The organism is Flavobacterium sp. KACC 22763 (assembly GCF_028736155.1).
In the GTDB taxonomy this organism is placed as follows: Bacteria; Bacteroidota; Bacteroidia; order Flavobacteriales; family Flavobacteriaceae; genus Flavobacterium.
Map to the genome: position 1 here is coordinate 391,443 of NZ_CP117879.1, position 22,327 is coordinate 413,769.

The 22,327-nt window shown below is 32.6% G+C and carries 17 protein-coding genes; 11 read left to right on the top strand and 6 right to left on the bottom strand.

Annotated features, from left to right (window positions below; all coding sequences use genetic code 11):
- Positions 1 to 732, top strand: coding sequence for an iron-sulfur cluster repair di-iron protein (ric, locus tag PQ463_RS01680; RefSeq protein ID WP_274256007.1), 732 nt, complete (start codon positions 1 to 3; stop codon positions 730 to 732).
- 248 nt (positions 733 to 980) lie between these two features.
- Positions 981 to 2,210: a hypothetical protein gene (locus tag PQ463_RS01685; RefSeq protein WP_274256008.1), complete on the top strand. Its 1,230-nt coding sequence runs from the start codon at positions 981 to 983 to the stop codon at positions 2,208 to 2,210.
- 345 nt (positions 2,211 to 2,555) lie between these two features.
- On the opposite strand, the gene PQ463_RS01690 is transcribed toward PQ463_RS01685, so the two are convergent.
- Genes PQ463_RS01690 through nirK form a run of 3 tightly spaced genes read right to left on the bottom strand, consistent with a single transcriptional unit; the run spans position 2,556 to position 5,408 of the window.
- Positions 2,556 to 3,152, bottom strand: coding sequence for an SCO family protein (locus PQ463_RS01690; protein ID WP_274256009.1), 597 nt, complete (start codon positions 3,150 to 3,152; stop codon positions 2,556 to 2,558).
- A gap of 17 nt (positions 3,153 to 3,169) precedes the next feature.
- Complete coding sequence (locus tag PQ463_RS01695) at positions 3,170 to 3,946, bottom strand: formylglycine-generating enzyme family protein (protein WP_274256010.1); 777 nt, start codon at positions 3,944 to 3,946, stop codon at positions 3,170 to 3,172.
- 16 nt (positions 3,947 to 3,962) lie between these two features.
- A complete protein-coding gene (gene nirK, locus PQ463_RS01700) occupies positions 3,963 to 5,408 on the bottom strand; it encodes a copper-containing nitrite reductase (protein ID WP_274256011.1) in 1,446 nt (481 codons plus the stop codon).
- Positions 5,409 to 5,684: 276 nt separating this feature from the next.
- Between nirK and capB the strand changes: the two genes are divergently transcribed.
- Both capB and PQ463_RS01710 read left to right on the top strand, forming a co-directional pair.
- A complete protein-coding gene (gene capB, locus PQ463_RS01705) occupies positions 5,685 to 6,944 on the top strand; it encodes a cysteate-C-fatty acyltransferase (RefSeq protein WP_274256012.1) in 1,260 nt (419 codons plus the stop codon).
- 123 nt (positions 6,945 to 7,067) lie between these two features.
- Positions 7,068 to 7,553, top strand: a complete 486-nt coding sequence (locus tag PQ463_RS01710) for a hypothetical protein (RefSeq protein WP_274256013.1) — start codon at positions 7,068 to 7,070, stop codon at positions 7,551 to 7,553.
- 158 nt (positions 7,554 to 7,711) lie between these two features.
- On the opposite strand, the gene PQ463_RS01715 is transcribed toward PQ463_RS01710, so the two are convergent.
- Together PQ463_RS01715 and PQ463_RS01720 are read right to left on the bottom strand one after the other, a co-directional pair.
- A complete protein-coding gene (locus PQ463_RS01715; RefSeq protein WP_274256014.1) occupies positions 7,712 to 8,830 on the bottom strand; it encodes a GTP cyclohydrolase in 1,119 nt (372 codons plus the stop codon).
- A gap of 45 nt (positions 8,831 to 8,875) precedes the next feature.
- Positions 8,876 to 9,844, bottom strand: a complete 969-nt coding sequence (locus PQ463_RS01720) for a transporter (RefSeq protein ID WP_274256015.1) — start codon at positions 9,842 to 9,844, stop codon at positions 8,876 to 8,878.
- A gap of 123 nt (positions 9,845 to 9,967) precedes the next feature.
- On the opposite strand from PQ463_RS01720, the gene PQ463_RS01725 reads away from it, so the two are divergent.
- The 6 genes from PQ463_RS01725 (at position 9,968) to PQ463_RS01750 (ending at position 17,898) form a co-directional block, all read left to right on the top strand.
- Positions 9,968 to 10,261, top strand: coding sequence for a DUF4834 family protein (locus PQ463_RS01725; protein WP_274256016.1), 294 nt, complete (start codon positions 9,968 to 9,970; stop codon positions 10,259 to 10,261).
- Between the two features lie 49 nt (positions 10,262 to 10,310).
- Positions 10,311 to 12,770, top strand: a complete 2,460-nt coding sequence (locus PQ463_RS01730) for a YfhO family protein (protein WP_274256017.1) — start codon at positions 10,311 to 10,313, stop codon at positions 12,768 to 12,770.
- Between the two features lie 55 nt (positions 12,771 to 12,825).
- On the top strand, positions 12,826 to 14,112 hold the full coding sequence (locus PQ463_RS01735) for a glycosyltransferase family 4 protein (RefSeq protein ID WP_274256018.1): 1,287 nt from the start codon (positions 12,826 to 12,828) through the stop codon (positions 14,110 to 14,112).
- 35 nt (positions 14,113 to 14,147) lie between these two features.
- Positions 14,148 to 15,617, top strand: a complete 1,470-nt coding sequence (locus tag PQ463_RS01740; RefSeq protein WP_274256019.1) for an oligosaccharide flippase family protein — start codon at positions 14,148 to 14,150, stop codon at positions 15,615 to 15,617.
- A gap of 98 nt (positions 15,618 to 15,715) precedes the next feature.
- Positions 15,716 to 17,368, top strand: a complete 1,653-nt coding sequence (locus PQ463_RS01745) for a mechanosensitive ion channel family protein (protein WP_274256020.1) — start codon at positions 15,716 to 15,718, stop codon at positions 17,366 to 17,368.
- A gap of 281 nt (positions 17,369 to 17,649) precedes the next feature.
- A complete protein-coding gene (locus PQ463_RS01750) occupies positions 17,650 to 17,898 on the top strand; it encodes a hypothetical protein (RefSeq protein WP_236940403.1) in 249 nt (82 codons plus the stop codon).
- A gap of 93 nt (positions 17,899 to 17,991) precedes the next feature.
- Here the strand turns inward: PQ463_RS01750 and uvrA are convergent, their stop codons facing one another.
- Positions 17,992 to 20,787, bottom strand: coding sequence for an excinuclease ABC subunit UvrA (uvrA, locus tag PQ463_RS01755; RefSeq protein ID WP_274256021.1), 2,796 nt, complete (start codon positions 20,785 to 20,787; stop codon positions 17,992 to 17,994).
- A 524-nt stretch (positions 20,788 to 21,311) separates the two neighbouring features.
- On the opposite strand from uvrA, the gene PQ463_RS01760 reads away from it, so the two are divergent.
- Complete coding sequence (locus PQ463_RS01760; protein ID WP_111378620.1) at positions 21,312 to 21,896, top strand: RNA polymerase sigma factor; 585 nt, start codon at positions 21,312 to 21,314, stop codon at positions 21,894 to 21,896.
- Positions 21,897 to 22,327 lie beyond the last annotated feature (431 nt).

Genomic DNA, 22,327 nt, shown 5'->3' on the forward strand with positions numbered 1-22,327 from the left:
ATGGAAAATTTAAAAAACAAAACAATAGGATCATTTGTAGCTGAAGATTTTAGAACAGCTGCAGTATTCTCTAAATATAGAATTGATTTTTGCTGCAAAGGAAACAGAACAGTTACCGAAGTATGCGAAAAACAAAATATTGATGCAGATGCTTTACTAGAAAATGTATTGCAAGTTGTACAATCAGAAAATAACGGAAGTATTGATTTCAACTCATGGCCTTTAGATTTATTGGCAGATTATATTGAGAAAACGCATCACCGTTATGTGGAAGAAAAAACGAATGTTTTGCTTCCGTTTTTAGATAAATTATGCAAAGTTCATGGAGCAAATCATCCTGAATTGTTTAAAATAAACGAATTGTTCATTGGCTGTGCAGGAGAATTATCTCAGCACATGAAAAAAGAAGAGTTAGTTTTATTTCCATTTGTAAAAAGAATGGTGAAAACGAAAGATACAGATGGAGTTTTACATCAGCCATCTTTCGGAACCGTTGCAAATCCGATTGCGATGATGATGCACGAACATGACAATGAAGGCGAGCGTTTTAGAGAAATCGCTGCGTTGACAGATAATTATACTCCGCCAGCAGATGCTTGTACGACTTACAGAGTAACTTTTGCAATGTTGAAAGAGTTTGAAGCAGATTTGCATAAACACATTCATTTGGAAAACAATATTTTATTTCCAAAAGCTGTGATTTTAGAAAAAGACTTTGTTGAAGTAGAATAAAGGTTGATTTTAATAGTGGAAAAAGCACCGATAAAATATCTAAATATGATAATTATCGGTGTTTTTTATTTCAAGAAATGTTATTTTTAATTGGAATTAAACACATAGAAACATAGATTAAAAAACTCAAAAGATGATTTTAGAAAATCTAGATTTTCACACATAGCTATGTGTATTAATGCAAGTGAAACGCCTTTTATGCGTCTAGAAAATCTATGTTTCTATGTGTTTAAATAAAAATATAATCTATGAATTCTCAAAAAAGCTGGATACTGTGCTGTTTTTTTAATTTTCTGATGGCCTGCGTTTTCGGATTATTAATGCGGTTTATGTATCTGTTTCCTTTAGATCTTTTGAACTATAGTTTTCTGCTTCATGCGCATTCGCATGTTGCCATGTTAGGCTGGGTTTATATGATCGTATATGTTTTGGTGGTTCATTTTTTTATTCCGAAAGGAAAAAGCCAGAAACCCATTTATAACCGTTTGTTTTGGCTGACAGAATTTTCAGTAATCGGAATGATGATTGCTTTTCCAATTCAAGGATATGCTTTGTTTTCGATTGTATTTTCAACCATGCATATTTTGCTGAGTTATGTTTTTTGCCGTTTGGTTTGGAAAGATTGTGTTAAAGATAAATCGCCATCTCAAAGACTTTTATTGGTCTCAGTTCTATTTATGATTTTATCAACTTTTGGAGTTTGGTGTCTTGGTCCAGCCGTGAGCACGCTAGGAAAACAAAGTGCTTTTTATCAAATTGCGATTCAATTTTTTCTTCATTTTCAATTTAACGGCTGGTTTATAGTGGCGATTTTGGCTTTATTTTTAAAGCAATTTCAAAATAAAATTGATGAGGTAAAGTTTAAGAAGTTTTACTTTCTAATGGTTGTTTCTACTCTATTGACGGTTTGTTTTCCAGTTCGATGGTTCATCGAAAATGATATTTTGAGTTATATCAATGGCTTGGGAGTTTTACTGCAATTAGGGGCATTTATTTATTTTTATAAAATGCTAAAACCTCAAATCCATCATTTCAAAAGCACTTTAGATAAAACGACTAAAATAGTTTATGGTTTGGCATTGTGTTCTTTGTTTTTGAAAGTTGGAATTCAGTTGCTGACTCTTTTTCCCAATCTGGCAGAAGTTTCACATCAAATTCGAAACTTTGTAATTGGTTTTATTCATTTAACAACTTTAGGAATCATAACTGGATTTTTGTTCGGGATTCTGCTTCAGAATAAAATGCTTTCTGCTAATTCTTCATCATTGAAAATAGGAGTGAAGTGTTTTATTTCAGGATATATTTTGACAGAAGTTTTGTTATTTCTTCAAGGTTGGTCTTTCTTTTTTGGAAAAGGAAGTATTCCAGGATATTTTCAGAGTATTTTGATTTTTAGTATTCTTTTGGTTTTGGGGTTGGTTTTGATTGTGATATCTAAAATAAATTTTCTTTCCTGCAAGGTTTCAAAAACCTTGTAGGTCTTATCTTTTAAATATTTAGATACCTACAAGGTTTTTGAAACCTTGCAGGAAGTCAAACTTTTCTAAATCATAAATTTAATGATAGAAGTCCGATTTAAATAAAAAACAAGAGTCAATTTATTTCTAAATCTGCTCTTGCTTCTTACTAATTAACCTATTTATCTAATGATTTTTTTATTTTAAACACATAGAAACATTCCCGATAGCTATCGGGATTGCAAACGCATAAAAGGCGTTTCACTTACATCAATGCACATAGCTATGTGTTAAAATCTAGATTTTTTAAAATTATTTTTTTTACTTTCTTAAAAATCTATGCTTCTATGTGTTTAAAAATTATGTCTATATTTTTCCTGCTTCTAAATTTATTGTTTCGATTGTTTTTTCATTATTTACACCTAAACCTTCCTGCTGAAAAACCAATTCTCCTTCAGGATTAAAAACGCTGATAATATTTGAATGCGAAAAATCTATTGGAGAGATTTTTTTATAATTGACAGCCAAGACTGCTGCAAACTCTCTCGTGTTTTCTTCAGATGAACGAAGAAAAATCCAAGGATCTTGGTTCATTTTATTTTCAATAGCAAACGATTTTAATCTTTCAGGTGTGTCTGTATTTGGATCAATACTGACCAAAATCAATTTGACATGCTCTTTTGTTTGTTTCTCCAATTTTGATTCAATATCACGCATGTCGGCAACTAATCTAGGACATGCAGCTTTGCAGCTTGTGTAAATCATTACCATTACGAGAACATTTCCTCGAAGTGATTTTAATTCAATATCTTTTCCATCTTGTGTTGTCCATTTTGATGGCAGATTATAAATTGATAAATCGCTGATTTCCTTTTTTGTTTCTGCTTTGCTTTCTTTTTTATCGGCTTCTTTACAGCTGTAAAATGAGAATAGGAGAAGAAAAGCAATTGCTATTTTTTTCATTGTAAACTAATTTTAAATTAGATTTTCGGTTTTGTTGTGCTGGCACATCTAAAGCCAAGATTTCGTGTTGAATATTGCGCTTTCAAGCTCCCACGAAAGGCGTATCGCATAAAAGCGGCATAATCCATTAAATCGGATGCATTTACAGATCCGCTGCCGCAAAAGAGGTTTTTGTCAGTGCTTTTGTCTTTTCTAGATTCTCCTGATAAAAAAATGCTGTTAAAGTCAGAAGTCCATTCCCAAACTAAACCGTGCATGTCGTAAACTCCCCAATAATTTTTGAAAGTTTTTCCAATTTCATTTTCATACGTTCTTGATTTCTCATACCAAGACAAAATGTATTCGTTGAATTCTTTTTTGGTTCTAGCATCTATTTTTTTAGTATCTGCCATTGCCACATATTCCCATTCATCCATTGTTGCCAAACGTTTTCCTTGACATTCGCAGTATTTTTTTGCAGCAAACCAAGAAACACTGGTTACAGGCGATTTGGGTTTTGCATTTCCAAAATCAAAATCATTTTTCCAATAAGAGAGATAACTTTTATCAGCGAAAATCCCTTTAATCTTCGATTTTTGATAAGAAGGATTCTTTTTGACAAATTCTAAAAACTCACTATTGGTTACAGGATAAATGTCTATGTAAAAAGGCCTTACTACTACAGGTTTTTGAGAAACAGCTCCATAAAGAGGGACATAAGATCCCTCTTTTATGAAAGCCATTTCTTTTTCCTGCGCCTTCATGACACTAAACACAGAGAAAAAGATAGTTAGTATGAAAATGTATTTTTTCATGCTGAATGTTTGCTGTTTATCTTAATGCTTTTACCATTTCTGGCGTAACTTCAGTTTTATTGTTGCCCCAGCTGTTATAAATGTAGGTCAGTACATTTGCAATTTCATCGTCAGATAAATTCTGAGCCGGCATTACGTTGTTGTATTTTTTACCGTTAACGGTTACTTCTCCAGTTAAACCATGCAGAATGGTTTTAATCGCGCGTTTAGAATCGGCATTTAAATAATCTGATTTCGCTAAAGGAGGGAAAGTACTCGGAATTCCTTGTCCTTCAGATTGATGGCAAGCGAAACAAGTTGTTCCGAAAATTTCTTTACCAATATTAATTTTCTCAGCAACTGTTCGTTTCGGAATTGCAGTTTTTGCAGCCGATCCGCCTGGCATTTTTTGGATTGTTCCACCTTCAGGCAGATAAATACCTTCTTGAATGGTTCCAGAATAAATGTTCTTATTCTCTTTTCCTTCCACTTTTAGCATTCCTAGCGCCCCTTTATTAAATGCTCTAAAAATAGAGTGGTCAACCAAAATGAAAGTTCCTGGAGTTTCAACTTTAAAATCTACAATTGCCGCACCACCAGCAGGAATCAAGGTTGTCTGAACATTTTTATTGATTGTACTTCCGCCTTCAATATGTACACTATCGAAAATTTCTCCAATAACGTGGAAAGAAGAAACCAAATTTGGTCCACCGTTTCCAACAAAAAGACGAACAGTTTCGCCCACTTTTGCTGTTAATTCACCGCCATTTGTCAAAGCACCTACTTTTCCATTAAATACAACATAATCAGGTGTTTCTTTTACCGCTTTATTCATGTCAAACGGCTGAAGACCTTTTGCTCCATATTCGCCTTGCGTATAAAAATCACCCTGCATTACGTAGTACTCTTTATCAACAGGAGGAAGTCCACCTTCTGGTTCAACCAAAATCAGTCCGTACATACCATTTGCAATATGCATTCCAACAGGAGCAGTAGCACAGTGGTAAACGTACAATCCAGGATTTATAACTTTAAAACTAAATACTTTTTCGTGTCCCGGCGCTACGAGAGATGAGGTTGCTCCACCACCTGGGCCAGTTACGGCATGTAAATCTATATTATGAGGTAATTTATTATCGGGATGGTTTTTTAAGTGAAATTCTACTTCATCGCCAACGCGTGTTCTAATGAAGCTTCCAGGAACAGAACCGCCAAATGTCCAATAGGTATATTTTACGCCATCAGTCATTGTGCCTTCTTGTTCCTTAATTTCCATGTTTAGTTTTAGCTTCATCGCGGTTCTGTCTCCTACAGGTTTGGGCACATGAGGAGGTGCGGTAAGTTCGGCATCCATTTCGCCTTCAGTCATAATGTCTGCATAGGCTTTTTCTTCGTTTTTCTTGCAGCTTCCTAAGATTAGAAGCAAGCAAAATAAACCTGCAAGAGCATACAGTTTACTTAGAATTTTGCTTTTGTTTTTCATAACTTATTGATTTTGTATTAGTTGTATTTTAATTTAAAGATAATTAAAATTTTATTCAAAAATAAAAGACATATTTGTCTTTTATTATGATAAAAATCATACTTAGTATAGAAATAGTATGTTAAATTACATCTGGCAATTATTATTTAGAAACTAACACTGTTAGAAAAAATGTTTGGAATATTTTTTAATAAAAATAATTGAGGTTCTTCATTTTAAATTAATAATGATTATTTTTGCTCGCTGATTAAGTAAAAAAAATTACTACAATATATTATGGTAAAAGATTTATTCGAAAGAATTCAGGACAATAAAGGACCTTTAGGAAAATGGGCTTCTCAAGCAGAAGGTTATTATGTTTTCCCAAAGTTAGAAGGAGAGTTGGGTCCTAGAATGCAATTTCACGGAAAAAATATTTTAAACTGGAGTTTAAATGATTATTTAGGTTTAGCAAATCATCCAGAAGTTCGTCAGGCAGATACAGATGCAGCAATTCAGTTTGGTGCAGCATATCCAATGGGAGCTCGTATGATGTCTGGACACACTACGTACCACGAACAATTAGAAAATGAATTGGCTGAGTTCGTAATGAAAGAATCTGCTTATTTGTTAAATTTTGGTTACCAAGGAATGGTTTCTATCATTGATGCTTTGGTTACAAAAAATGACATTATCGTTTATGACGTAGATTCACATGCTTGTATCATTGATGGTGTTCGTTTGCACATGGGTAAACGTTTCACATACAAACACAATGATTTGGAAAGTATGGAGAAAAACCTGCAGCGTGCTACAAAAATGGCCGAAGAAACTGGTGGAGGTATTTTATTTATTACTGAAGGAGTTTTTGGAATGCGCGGACAGCAAGGAAAATTAAAAGAGATTGCTGAACTAAAGAAAAAATACAATTTCAGATTATTAGTAGATGATGCTCACGGTTTTGGTACTTTAGGTAAAACGGGTGCTGGAGCAGGTGAGGAGCAAGGAGTTCAAGATCAGATTGATGTTTACTTCTCTACTTTTGCAAAATCTATGGCTAATATTGGGGCTTTCGTAGCTGCTGATAAAACGGTTATCGATTATTTGAAATACAACTTACGTTCTCAAATGTTTGCTAAAGCATTACCAATGATTCAAACAATTGGTTCTTTGAAACGTTTAGAGTTATTACGTCAATCTTCTGCAATTAAAGACAAGCTTTGGGAAAACGTAAATGCATTGCAAAACGGTCTTAAAGAGAAAGGATTTAATATTGGAGATACAAATACTTGTATTACACCAGTTTACTTAGAAGGAAGTATTCCTGAGGCAATGGTAATGGTAAACGATTTAAGAGAAAATTATGGTATTTTCCTTTCTATCGTGGTTTATCCAGTTATTCCAAAAGGAATTATCTTGTTGAGAATGATTCCTACGGCTTCTCATACATTAGAAGATATCAATGAAACGTTAACAGCTTTCGAAGCAATCCGCGAGAAACTGACTAACGGAACTTATAAAGAAATTGCAGAGCGTACAACTGTTGACGTTTCGTAATGACTTAAAAAAAATAAATTCTCAGAACATGGGAATTATGTAAAAGAATCCATTCGTTATGCGAATGGATTTTTTTTTATTTAAAGTAACTTTATTTTATAATCAGAAAAATAAAAGACAAATATGAAAAAAGTACTTATAATAGCTGTGATAGCGCTGTCTGTTTTTGTTTCTTGTAAAAAAGAAACAACGACAATAGAGCCAGTACAGATTACACCGAATCCGCCGAAAGAAGCTGAAATTGTTGAGCCTGCTGGAGATCAATGTTATGCTTGGAAATCTAATGGAAGCGTTATTGAAATGAGCTTTAATGTTAATTCTCATCAAGAGGTAAACGGAAAACTAAGCTATAATCTGGTTGGAAAAGATAAAAATGAAGGAACTTTAATAGGTAATATGAAAGGTGATACTTTGGTTGCTGATTATACCTTTAATTCTGAAGGCGCTTCATCTGTTCGAGAAGTTGTCTTTCTACAAAAAGACGGGGCTTTTATTGAAGGATATGGCGATGTTGCAGAAGCAAATAATAAAGTTTCTTTTAAAGATAAATCAAAACTAAAATTTGATGCCAAAAATACTTTGGTAAAAGTAGATTGCAAAGTAGAGTAAGATGTGTTTTATAAAGTAAAAAATCCATTCGTTTGGGGGCGAATGGATTTTTTTATTTTTAAAGATATTTTCGTATTTAAGTTGATTTGTAAAGCGCTAGAATTTTAGATTCACTTTAAAACTGTACACTAAAAACTGTAAACTGATGACTAAAAAAATTAAAGGTTCTTCAAATAAGTCTTTCTCTGACAGTGAATAATTGGATCAAAGTTTTTCCAAAGTAAATGAATAGCATTATTTTCTAATAACTCTGGAGTTCTAATGCAAGTCTGAATTCCTTTGGCAGAAAAAGTCTTGTAATATTCATCAAAAATAATAGCGGTTACACCTTTATTCTGGTATTCTGGATGAACTCCGATGAGGTAAAAAACAACATCTTTACTGTGTTTTCTAGCCTTTAATAATTGCAGAAAACCAAACGGAAATAATTTACCTCTTATTTTTTGTAGCGCTTCCACAAAACTTGGCATTACAATACTAAAAGCAACCAATTTATCATCTTTATCAACTACAAATTTGATGTATTCAGGATTGATAAAGCTGATGTATTTCTTTTTAAAGTATTCTTTCTGTACATCAGAAATGGCTACAAACGAAGCTAATTTCTCATAAGATTCGTTAAACAAATCAAACATTTTGTCTACGTGAGGCATAATGTCTTTTGTTTTTGTAAAATTAAGCGCTTTAAGTCCGTAGCGTTTCTTGATTAACTCCTGCGCTTTTTGGAAGAATTCTGGTTTAACATTAGAAAAAGGGAATATACTTTCGATATATTGTTTTTCAACCTGAAAGCCTAATTCTTCAAAATGTCTCACATAATATTCATGATTGTACCACGTAATCATAGTTCCAACTTGATCAAATCCTTCGGTAAGAACTCCAACTTTGTCTAAGTTTGAGAATCCCATTGGCCCTTCAGCGTGTTCTAAGTTGTGTTTTCTTCCTAAGTCATACACTTTTTCAAGAAGTGCTTTAGTGACTTCAATATCATCAATTACATCAAACCAGCCAAAACGAACTTTTCTTTTATGTTGATTGTTTACCTCAGACCAATTGATAATAGCTGTAATACGGCCAACAATTTTATTGTCTCTGTATGCTAAGTAAAAATAAGCTTCGGCATTATCAAAAGCCGGATTTTTAGTTTTATCAAAAGATGCCAATTCATCTGAAATAATAGGCGGTACCCAATACGGATTGTCCTTGTATAATGAAAAAGGAAATTTGATGTATTCGGTTAATTCTTTCTTGCTTTTGGCTTCTTTAATTGTAATCATTATATGGTATTGAGAGTCCTTAAAAAAGGATCTAGTTATTTATGTTTATTCGTATTTCGCTTTACGTTTTCTTTCTCTTTCTTGATAATCTATTGGTTTCTCATTGTCAGGATTCTTTTTTGCTTTTGCGGCTGCTTTGTTTTCTATCTGTTTTTCTTTGTACCATCCATCATAACGCCATGATACTCCAACTCCGCCATATAAAATAGAAGGCGTATTCTTAAAGTTAGTGCTTATAGAAGCATCAACCTGTAAGTTTGAAGAAAGCAAATAAGCAGCACCTGTACGCAGAATTGAATCGCTGTAAAAGTCGCTTTTATATCCTTGATTTTCTAGAAAACCTGACCAATGGTCATTAAATCCGTGCGTCAAAGTTAATACATATCCGTAACTTGGATAGTCTGTACCGATATAATCTGCAATAATATTGGTAACAAAAACCCAAGATCCACCTCCAAGAAGGTTTTGGGTAATAATCGAAACCTTAGGAGAAATGGCTCCATCAGGAGAAAAATAATAAGGATTGTCGGCGCCAACAAAATTTGCTCCTGCAAATACCGAAACCGCAGGAATCAGCTCTCTCCATTGAAAATTACGATTGGCTTTATAGCTGTAAATATTCACTTCTCTTTTGTAATTTTTATACGGATCGTAAATAAGGTATTTAGCTCCTAAAACAGTCTGTCTAAAATTGTTCTTTTTGTAGCTTGTATACGGTGTATCGTAGTTAGCTGCTTGGTATTGTAAATCTGCAATAAATTCTAATTGCTCTAGAAAAGCACCAAATCTTATGGTTAAATCAGTGCCAAATCCGCTGGCATCGTAGTCTAATAAATCGTGTTTTTCTTTAATGCCATAAACACCAAGTTCGGCTTGAATTACAGATTTCCCAACAGCGTAAGCAGACATGGTTTCGCCAGGACGGTTGGAATTAATAACGTCGGTGTATTGTGCAAAAAATAGTTGTGGAATAAAAAAAAGTACCGGGGCAAGTAAGTTTTTAATTTTGGACATATAATTTTTTTTGGATTAAAAAATAATAACGCATTTCAAATGTACATATTTTATTATTTATTTAAGATTCATATTTTATTTTTAAGGAATGGATTTATTAATTTTGGAAAAAAATATATAGTTATGCAAGAAGCATCATTTTCAGGGTTGTTTAAAACCATCATGTGGGTTATAGCTTTTTATTACATTTTTAAATTTTTAGCTAGAATCTTTTTGCCAGTATTGGTTAAAAAGGCGGTAGAGAATGCTAGTGAAAATTTTCAAAGACAACAGCAGCAGTATAATCAAGGCAATACATATCAGAACAATCACAATACAAATAATAATGATGAAATAATCATTAATACTGCTAATGCTAAAAATCCGCGCGAAACCAAAAAAGTGGGAGAGTATGTCGATTACGAAGAAATAGATTAGATTTGTGTCCTGAAAATTTAGGATTCATTTTAACCCAAACTAGCCAAAATTGAAAATAGTAAATAAGTTCTATCCGCATGCCCTTGTTATCTTGGGCTTTATTTTTGTTTCGTTAATTTATTTTTATCCAGTTCTACAAGGAAAACAAATCTTCCAGTCTGATATTGCTCAATACACCGGAATGGCAAAAGAGCAAAATGACTTTAGAGCAGTAGAAAATGCTGAGCCTTATTGGACCAACTCTGCTTTTGGAGGTATGCCAACGTATCAGCTTGGAGCAAATTATCCGAACGATTTTATCGGTAAAGTTGATGACGTTTTGCGTTTTCTTCCACGTCCTGCAGATTACTTGTTTTTATATTTCCTTGGTTTTTATGGCTTATTATTAGTTTTAAAAACAGATCCTTTGAAAGCCTTTATTGGTTCAATTGCATTTGGTTTTTCAACTTATATGATTATCATTTTAGGAGTTGGACATAATGCAAAAGCGCACGCAATAGCTTATATGCCTCTGGTAATTGCTGGTTTTATACTCGTCTTTCAGAAGAAGTATATTAAGGGCGGTCTGCTCACCATGTTTGCGGTGGCATTAGAAATTAGCGCCAATCACTTCCAGATGACCTATTATTTATTGATTTTCTTATTGATGCTTTCAGGTTATTTTGCTTTTAATTATATCAAAGAGAAAGATTTTAAAGGACTTCTAATTTCTTGTGGCGTTTTATTAGTTGCTGGAATTTTTGCATTGGGTGCCAACGCAGGTAATTTAATGGCAACAAACGAATATGCTAAATACAGTATCAGAGATAAAAGCGAGTTGACTTTTAATCCAGATGGATCTAAAAATGAAACCACTGCTTCTATGACTACAGATTATATCACTGAATATAGTTATGGTATTGCAGAGAGTTTAAATTTAATTGCTCCAAGAATTTTTGGAGGTTCAAGTCACGAAAATGTAGGTACAGACAGCCGTATGTACGCATTTATGCTTGAACAGGGAGTTCCTGCTTCTCAAGCTCAGGATTTTGTTTCAGGAATGCCTACTTATTGGGGAGATCAGCCAATTGTTTCAGCACCGGCTTATATTGGAGCAGTAGTTTTCTTTTTGGCAGTTTTAGCTTTATTTATTGACGAAAGAAAAATCAAATATGTTTTCCTTACTGGAGCACTTTTCACTTTAGTGCTTTCTTGGGGTAAAAACTTCTCTTTATTGACAGACTTTTTTATTGAATATGTTCCGCTTTACGATAAATTTAGAGCAGTATCTTCAATTCAGGTTATATTAGAATTATGTTTCCCTGTTTTAGCTGTTATGGGATTACAATCATTTTTTAAAGCTAAGGACGAGCCAAAATTACAGCAGAAAGCATTAGTGCAGACAGGAGTTTTTGGTTTGGGGGTTCTCGTTATTCTTCTAATAGCAAAAAGCTTCTTCCATTTTACAGGAATGAACGATAATGTTTATTTGGAAAGCTACGGGCCAGGATTTGTTGATGCTTTAAGAGAAGACAGAATGACCATGTACTATGCAGATTTGTTAAGATCTGGATTCTTAATTATAGTGACATTTGTGGTTCTTTGGATGTTTGTAAAGAACAAATTCTCTCAAACTACAACCTTAATTGTGGTTGGAATAGTAATGATTTTTGATTTGTTCTTTGTCGATAAAAAATATGTTTCTGCTAAAGATTTTGTGAGCCCAGTTCAAATTGCTGCTCCTTTTCAAGAAACGCAGGCAGATGCTCAGATTTTAAAAGATACTTCAGTTTACCGTGTATTTGATCTTCAAGGACAATTGCAAGGAAGATCATCTTATTTCCATAAAACAATTGGAGGTTATAGTGCTGTAAGACCAAGAAGAATGCAGCAATTATATGATTACCAAATTGCTAAAAATAATTTAGAAGTGCTTAATATGTTGAATGTTAAGTATGTTATTCAAGTTGATAAAGACGGAAACCAAATTCCTGCGGTTAATCCAGATGCTAACGGAAATGCTTGGTTTGTGGAGTCGGTAAAACTGGTAAACAAACCAGATGACGTAATGAAAGCGCTGAATACTTTAGATACTAAAAAAGTTGCAGTTTTCAATGTTCACGAACATGAAAGCAAATTCCAAAATGCAAGATTGAAGAAAGCTTTTGATACAACAGGAACTATTAAAGTTGTTGCTTACAAGCCAAATTATATCAAATACAAATCAGAAAATAAAGGAGATGGTTTAGCTGTTTTTTCTGAAATGTATTATAAAAATGGTTGGAACGCTTATATTGACGGAAAATTGACAGATCATTTCCCAGTTGATTATGTTTTAAGAGCAATGGAAATTCCTGCCGGAAAACATACTATTGAATTTAAATTTGAGCCTCAGATTATTAAAACTGGAGGAACAATTACTTTAATAAGTTCAATTGGAATGCTGTTGCTTTTAGTTGGAGGGATTTATTTTGAGAAATTCTACCGCAAAGATTCGCAAAAAAGTCACAGAGATACTCAAAATAATTAAAAAAAATCTTTGTGATACTCAGTGCTGACTTTGTGAATCTCTGTGTAATTTAAATATGGAACAAAAAAAACTTTTAATAATTACCTATTACTTTCCGCCTGCGGGTGGGCCAGGTGTACAGCGCTGGCTAAAATTTGTAAAATATCTTCCTGAATTTGACGTTCAGCCAATAGTTTATGTTCCAGAAAACCCGACTTATCCAATTGTTGACGAAGGATTGGTGAGCGAAATATCAGATAAAGTAATTGTTTTAAAAAATAAAATTTGGGAGCCTTACCAATTGGCTTCCATTTTTTCGAAGAATAAAACCAAGAAAATCAGTTCTGGAATTTTTCCGCAAAAGAAAAAACAAACTTTTCTGGACAAAACGTTTCTTTGGGTTCGAGGAAATCTTTTTATTCCAGATGCCCGCGTTTTTTGGGTAAAACCATCAGTTTCTTATTTAGAAAAATACATTCAAGAAAATAATATCGATACAATTGTAACTTCTGGACCACCGCACAGTTTGCATTTAATTGGTTTAGAATTGCAGCAGAAATTAAAAGTAAAATGGTTTGCCGATTTCCGTGATCCTTGGACAACAATCGGATATCATAAAGCACTTCGTCTATCTTCTTATGCAGAAAAAAAGCATAAGAGCTTAGAGCACAAAGTACTTAATTCTGCAGACGAAATCATTGTAACTAGTAAAACAACAAAAGCCGAATTTGAAGCGATTACCAATAAACCAATTACGGTAATTACGAACGGTTACGATGTTGAAACTGTAGAGAAACAAACTTTAGATACAAAATTCACTTTAGCTCATATTGGTTCTTTCTTGTCTGATAGAAACCCGCCATTTTTATGGGAAGTTTTGGTTGAATTACTTAAAGAAGTACCAGAATTTAAATCTCATTTAGAAATTAAATTAATTGGCGCTGTAAGTCAGGAAGTTTTAGATGCTATTCAAGAACATCAATTAAAGGATTATTTAAATTTGGTTGGTTACGTTTCTCATAAAGAAGCTGTTGCACACCAAAGAAAATCTCAAGTATTGCTTTTAATAGAAATTAATTCTGAGGATACTAAAAGCATTATTCCAGGAAAGTTATTCGAATATATGGTGTCAAACCGTCCAATAATTGCTATTGGGCCTCAAGGTTCTGACTTTGCCGATATCGTTACACAGACCAATACTGGAGTATTTTTTGATTATTCTGAAAAAGCGAAATTAAAAAGTGTAATTTTGGACTTTTTTAATCAGTTTTTGGAAGGGAAATTACAATCGCATGGGATTGGTTTACAGCAATATTCGAGAAAAAACCTAACCAAACAATTAGCCCAGCTGATTAAAGGATAATCAATTAAACATCAAATACAATCTAAACTCAAGAAATGGGTATTGTCTTAAATCAGTCTTTTAAAAATACTATAATTACATACATTGGTTTTGGTATCGGAGCCATTAATACATTATATCTTTATCCCGTTTTTCTTGGGGCAACTTATTACGCATTAACAAATTACATTACTTCTGCGGCAAACGTAATCATGCCTTTGTTTGCTATCGGAATGCAAAATACGCTTGTAAAATTTTATTCGCAATATAAAACAGAAGAAGAAAGAGAGCAGTTTTTGTCCTTTACGGCGCTGTTTCCTATTTTAATGTGTATTCCGTTAGGACTTATCGGAATCTTTTTCTACGACGACATAACCGATTTTGTTTCAAAAGAAAACCCAGTTGTTCGTGAGTTCATGCTTCTTATTCCGTTTATCGGAATCTGTATGGCTTATTTTGAAATTTTTTATGCCTGGGCGAGAGTGCATATGCATTCGGTCTTTGGGAACTTTATTAAAGAAGTCGGTTTAAGGCTACTTTCTACATTTGCTTTGATCGGATTGTATTTCAATTGGATTTCATTGGTAGGATTTGTGTACATAACAGCAGGAATCTATTTTTTTGCTTTTTTGATCACTATGTTTTATGCCTTTTATATCAAAAAGCCTAATTTCCAGATTACAATACCTGAAAATGTAAAGGCAGTAATGGAGTATACTTTTTATATTATCTTATCAGGAAGCGTAGCCAATTTGCTTCTAGATGGTGATAAGCTGATGCTAAATCAATATATGAAGATCGAGAATATTGCGTACTATTCTGTGGCAACTTATATCGCTTTGGTTATTTCGGTGCCGAGCCGCGCCATGCACCAAATCGTATATCCAATTACAGCTAAGTTAATGCATGAAAATAAACACGACGAATTGAATCAGCTGTATAAAAAAACGTCAATTAATTTACAGATTGTCGGCGGATTTGTAATGCTGTGCATTTTTGTGAATATTAGGCAATTATATGAATTGGTTCCAAAAGAATACAGCGGCGGTATCTCAGTTGTATTTATGATTGGTCTTTCTAAATATTTTGATCTGATTTTAGGAAATAATAACGCCATTATTTTCAATACCAAATATTACCGAATGGTATTGTATTTAGGATTAATGCTAGTTGTTTTAACCGTGATTTTAAACATGTTGTTCATTCCTGATTTTGGAATTATGGGTTCAGCATTTGCGACACTTTTGTCTATTACTTTGTATAGTTTGGCAAAATTACTTTTTGTAGTTAAGAAGCTTGATTTGTATCCTTTTACAAAGCAGACAATTCATTCAATACTGCTTACATTTGCGTTGTTTTTACTGTTTTATTTCTGGGAATTTCCATTTTTCCAATTAATCAGTATTGCTTTAAAATCGATATTGGTGACTATTTTATATCTGTATTTAAACTATAAGTTCAAGATTTCTTCAGATATCAATAATGTTATTGATTCTATTTTCAAAAAGTTAGGTTTTAAAATTTGATCTGATTTTTCTTTAAAAAAGAAAGAGATTTAAAAAAATTGTAGCTTTTTTGTTTTTATATTTGTTAGAAAGGATAACTAATTTATTTCTAATTGAATATGAAAATAAAAGTACTTAGGTTATTAGCTCTCTTTTTTGTCTTGTTTTCTTTTTCTGTAATTGCCCAGAAAAATAATCTGAAAAGCGCTGGAAAAGATTCTATAACAGTAAAACTAAAAGGTTATCCTGTAAAGCCTTTTAACGATACACTTTTTTTTATTTATCATAATGTTGGATCCTTTTCTGCAAAAGAAAGGGCACAATACATTACAGATAAGATTAAAAGGTTGTACAATGAGTCTTTTTTTGAAAAAGACTCTATAAAAGTTATTCCTTCTGATGTTTCTATGGATATTGTGTATCAAAGCGATTTGGTAATAATGTCTGTTTTAGAAGCTGATGCAAAAGCAGAAAATACTACGATAAAGGTTATTGCCAATCGCAATCTGGATAAAATTAAAAGCGCAATACTTTATCAGAATGAAAATTATTCACAATTGCCAAAACGAATTGGCTATACAGCGCTATTGGTTCTTATAATTGGTATAGTTTTATTTTTGACCTCTAGGATATTTAATTTTATTAAAAAATATATTGTAAAAAATAGAGCAAAGTATTTTAAAGGAGTAAGCTATAATTCCATTAAAATATTATCTCCAGAGAAACAACTGGTTTTATTACTTCGAATCTTTGGTGTTATAAAAATAATAACGCTTATTTTAATAGTCTATCTTTCGCTTCCTGTTTTATTTAGCATTTTTCCAGCAACAAAAGACTATACTACAACATTACTCAGATGGATCTTAACACCTGCAAAATCTGCCTTTATGGGATTTGTTGGTTTTCTTCCTAGCTTATTTACTATAATTGTAATCATCGTTATTTTTAAATATTCGATCAAAATAATTAAGTTTTTCTTTTATGAAATAAAATCAGAGAATATTAAGATTAGTGGTTTTTATAGCGATTGGGCATTGCCGACATTCAACATTATTCGTCTTTTGATGTATGCTTTTATGCTGGTGATTATTTTTCCGTACTTGCCAGGTTCAGATTCTCCAATTTTTAAAGGAGTTTCAGTATTTGTAGGGGTTTTATTTTCGCTTGGTTCTTCTAATGCGATTGCCAATATGGTAGCAGGTTTGGTTATTACCTATATGCGTCCGTTTAAGATTGGAGATTTTATAAAAATTGGTGATGTAAGTGGGGAAGTGATAGAAAAAACGGCTTTGGTTACCCGAATCAGGACACCAAAATTTGAAGACATTACAATTCCAAATGCGACCGTTTTGTCGAGTACTTCTACAAATTATTCTGCAAATACAAATCAGTCGACCAACGGATTATTAATTCATACCACAGTAACAATCGGATATGATGTGCCTTGGAAAGACATTCATGCTGCTTTGATTGATGCTGCTGGAAAAACAGAAATGACAGAAAAAGAACCTAAACCGTTTGTGCTTCAAACCAGTTTGGACGATTTTTATGTATCGTATCAAATCAATGTGTATACCAAAGAGCCAACGAAACAGCCTAGGATTTATTCTTCGCTTCATCAGAATATTCAAGATTCTTTTAATGCTGCAGGTATCGAGATCATGTCGCCACATTACAGCGCTTTACGAGACGGAAACACCACGACGATTCCGCCAAATTATCTGAAAGAAGATTACGAAGCACCTTTCTTTAATATTAAAAACAAAGGTTAAATAATTGATAACGAGTGATTAAATTTAAAACTTTAACACTTGAATTCTTTGTAATTAATTTAATAAAAATTAACTTTATCATGAATGTTTAGCAGTACTTTGCTCAAAATGCAGTTTTTTTTCTAACTAAACGATTAAATGCAGGCATTTTTTTAATTTTTTAGAATTAAATATTTTTGCAGTAAAGTACGAATAAAAGTGTAACCAGAATTAATTGTAGATTAGTAATTATGAAGTACAATCATCTCAGCCATGAACAAAGCATGCAAGTATTTTCTAATATGATATCAAACAAAGTTCATAACGGATTTACTTTAGAAGAAAGAAATGATGAACTTCTTTTTGCAGTCTTATCTAAAGGCGGAAAAGTGGTGAATCACAGTTTAAATTTTATGATTTTCTGTTTAACTCTAGGTTTGTGGTCATTTGCATGGCTTTATCTTACTTTTGAGGCTTCAAAACAGAAAAAGATCTTAGTAGCTATTGATGAAGATGGTCTTCCTTTTGAGGAAAGATGTTTAGTAGCTTAAAAACATTAAAAAAAGAGAAATAAAATATAAAGCCATAAATACAAACTAATCAATTGTATTTATGGCTTTGTTAATTGAAAACGGTTAGATGTCTTATAATTTATCTTTTAAATAAACTCCCGTTACAGATTCTTTTACTTTTAGAATGTCTTCTGGAGTTCCAGACGCCAATAAACGTCCTCCGTTTTCTCCGCCTTCAGGGCCTAAATCAAGGATCCAGTCGGCACATTTTATTAGATCTAGATTATGTTCGATGACAATTATCGAATGTCCTTTTTCTATTAAAGCATCAAACGAAGCCAAAAGTTTTTTAATATCATGAAAGTGAAGACCAGTTGTAGGTTCGTCAAAAACAAATAAGGCTTTTTCTTTTGTTGCCCCTTTTACAAGGAAAGAAGCCAACTTAATACGCTGTGCCTCTCCGCCAGATAAAGTAGAAGAAGACTGCCCTAATTGAACATACCCTAAACCAACATCTTGCAAAGGCTGTAATTTTTGAGTGATTTTTGCTTGCTTGTTTTTCTCGAAAAAAGCAATAGCATCGTCAATGGTCATTGTAAGAATATCATTGATGTTTTGATTGTCAAAAGTTACTTCTAAAATCTCTTTTTTAAATCGTTTTCCTCCGCAGGTTTCACAAGGAAGCGAAACATCGGCCATGAAAACCATTTCGACATTGATAGAACCTTCTCCTTTACAAGTTTCGCATCGGCCTCCATCAACATTAAAAGAAAAGTGTTTGGCCTGATAACCTCTTATTTTTGACAGTTTTTCTTTGGCATACAAATCACGAATATCATCATAAGCTTTGATATAGGTAACCGGATTTGATCTAGAGCTTCTTCCAATAGGATTTTGATCTACATATTCAATATGTTTAATGTGAGAAAAAGATCCTGAAATCTCGGTAAATTGCCCTGCTTTTTCAGCAGCGCTTTCTAGTTTTTTCTGAACGGCAGGAAACAAAATTTTCTTAATTAAAGTACTTTTTCCACTTCCAGATACTCCCGTTACAACAGTTAGAACATCTAAAGGAAAAGTAACATCAATATTTTTTAAGTTGTTTTCGCGCGCGCCTATAATATCTATATGGTTTTTGAATTTTCTTCTTCTCTTTGGAATAGAAATTTCTAAGTCTCCATTAAGATATTTCGCTGTCAAAGAATCAGACTTTAGAATTTCATCATAAGTTCCTTGAGCAACCAATTTTCCTCCAAAAGTTCCAGCTTCAGGACCAATGTCAATAATCATATCGGCAGCTTTCATGATATCTTCATCATGTTCAACCACAATTACAGTGTTGCCAAGATCACGAAGAGAAAGCAGTACTTTGATTAATCTTTCAGAATCTTTAGGATGCAGACCAATACTTGGTTCATCTAGAATATACATCGATCCTACTAAACTACTACCAAGAGAAGTAGCCAAGTTAATTCGCTGCGATTCACCTCCAGAAAGAGTGGCAGAATTTCTATTTAAGGTAAGATAGTCTAAACCAACTTCAGATAAAAAAGACAAACGATTATTGATTTCGATCATTAGTCGTTTAGCGATCTGCTGTTCGTATTGATTTAATTCGATGTTTTTGAAGAATGTAACCAAATGTTTAATTGGTAAATCAACCAAATCAGAAACTGTTTTTCCGTTGATTTTTACATAAGACGCTTCTTCGCGTAAGCGTTTGCCTTTGCAAGCATGACATTTGGTTTTACCGCGGTAACGTGATAACATTACTCGGTTTTGAATCTTATAATTTTTTTCTTCTAATTCTCTAAAGAAATCATTCAATCCTTGAAAATATTGATTTCCAGTCCAGATTAAATCTTTTTGCTCTTCAGTTAATTGGAAATAAGGTTTGTGAATTGGGAAATCAAATTTATAGGCATGTTTTACCAATTCATCTTTATACCAGCTCATGCTTTCGCCACGCCAAGGATAAATGGCACTTTCATAAATAGACAATGCAGTGTTTGGAACCACAAGGTCGGCATCAATACCAATTATATTTCCGTAGCCCTCGCAAACGGGACATGCTCCGTATGGATTGTTGAAACTGAATAAATGAACATTTGGCTCTAGAAAAGTTATTCCGTCAAGCTCAAAATTATTAGAGTAAGAAAATCTTTTTTCACCATTTAATTCTTGAAGGAAACAAATTCCTTTTCCTTCAAAAAATGCAGTTTGAACGGCGTCGGCTAGACGATTGTAGAATTCTTCTTCCTCTTTAACTACAATACGGTCAATTATAAGAAGTATGTCTTTATTGTCGAATTGATGTAAATCTGAAGCAGAAAATTCATCCAGACGAATCATTTCGTTATCAACCAAAATACGAGCAAAACCTTGCTGTAAAAGTACTTTCAGTTTGTCTTCCAGCTGTCTGCCTTCTTCAAGATGAATAGGAGCAAGCAACAGCCATCTGCTGTCAAGAGGAAGGCCCTTAACATCAGAGATAACATCTGTAACTGTATTTTTTTTGACTTCCTGTCCAGAAATAGGAGAGTACGTGCGTCCAATTCTGGCAAACAAAAGTTTGATGTAATCGTATATTTCTGTAGAAGTTCCAACAGTAGAACGGGCATTGGTCGTATTTACTTTTTGCTCTATAGCAATTGCGGGAGCAATACCTTTAATATATTCTACTTTCGGTTTGTCTAAACGGCCTAAAAACTGACGCGCATAAGACGACAGACTTTCTACATAACGTCTTTGTCCTTCAGCATATAAAGTATCAAAAGCTAAACTCGATTTTCCTGATCCTGAAAGACCTGTAATAACAACCAGTTTATTTCTCGGAATAACAACGTCTACATTTTTTAAATTATGTACTTGCGCTCCTTTAATTATAATATTTGATTTTGGATCTATTTTAGAAAGGTCAATTTGCATAAAAAAGTCAATTTTTACAAAAGTAATCAATTTTGAATTGGATTTAGTTAAGGATTTAGTTCCAAATCTTAACTATTTTATCGTAAAAAAAACTTCCTGATGGATCCCTTTTGTCAGAAAAAAATCAGTTTTTGAAAGGTGAAAAGATGCAGTTTAAAGGTTTTTTTAGAAAATTATCGAGTATTTGTTTATTTATTAGAGGAAAAATTGTAATTTAAATTCAGATTTAATGTAATGATTAAAATTTATCTTGCTAATTGTAAGTTATTTACGTTTGTTTTTTAACATTTTTTGAGAGCTTTTGTTTTACGGATTTTTAGCTCTTTTTAGGTAAATTTTATGTTTATTGTACATTAATAAAAGTTTTACTAATAATAATTAATGATTTTATTTGCTTTTTAAAAGTAAAATTTGTTAAATTTGGTCGCAATATTAACATAACCAAAAAAGATACGCCTATATAAAAAAACTACTTTTTAGAAAATACTCCAAATTTTAAAATAAAACTAAAAAAAGTAGTTATTATGGCTGATCTGCATACTCCAGACGCTCTATTAGTAAAAAATTATGTTGACGGTAGCGAAGCTGCTCTGGCAACATTAATAAAAAGGCACGAATCTAAGATATATGGATTTATATATTCTAAGATAGCTGATAGAGATATTTCAAATGATATTTTTCAAGACACATTTATTAAAGTTATTAAAACTTTAAAAAGCAATTCGTACAACGAAGAAGGTAAATTTTTGCCTTGGGTAATGCGTATTTCTCATAACTTAATTGTTGATCATTTTCGTAAGACCAAAAAAATGCCAATGTATAGAGAAACAGAAGAATTTTCTATCTTCTCTATTATGTCAGACGATGCGCTTACAATTGAAGGCAAAATGATTGTAGATCAGGTAGAGCTTGATTTAAAAAAGCTAATCGAAGAACTTCCTGAAGATCAAAAAGAGGTACTTGTAATGCGTATGTACCAAGATATGAGCTTTAAAGAAATCTCAGAAGTAACAGGCGTAAGCATCAATACAGCACTTGGAAGAATGCGTTATGCTCTAATGAATTTGAGAAAAATAATAGATAAACATCAAATTATTTTAACCAACTAATACTATTTTGATAATAACCTCGTTATATTAGTATAAAACATTCTGATAGTATGGGGAAAATTTACTCAAAAAAAGCACAAGCTTCTAAAAATCTTAAACCTAAAAAAGAAGTCGTTTCTTTTTTACTGAATTACTCGAAAGCCTTGACTGTTGTTAAGATTGACGATAAAAATTTTGAGATTATAGCTAACTAAACAGCCCACTGCTCCTGTCGGATGTTTATAAAAAAACAAACCAAATGGTCGTTTTGGTTTAAGAACTCACAGTTTGTATATTTTATACAAGTTGTGAGTTTTTTTGTTTCTGCTTTTTTGTGTAAAAAATATAAGGTTTTTACAGCATTTTTCTCTCTATTTGTTAAAATTTAATATTTTGATTAGATTTTATGGGTTTATTTGGTTTTTAATTCTATTTTAGTTAAAAAACTAATT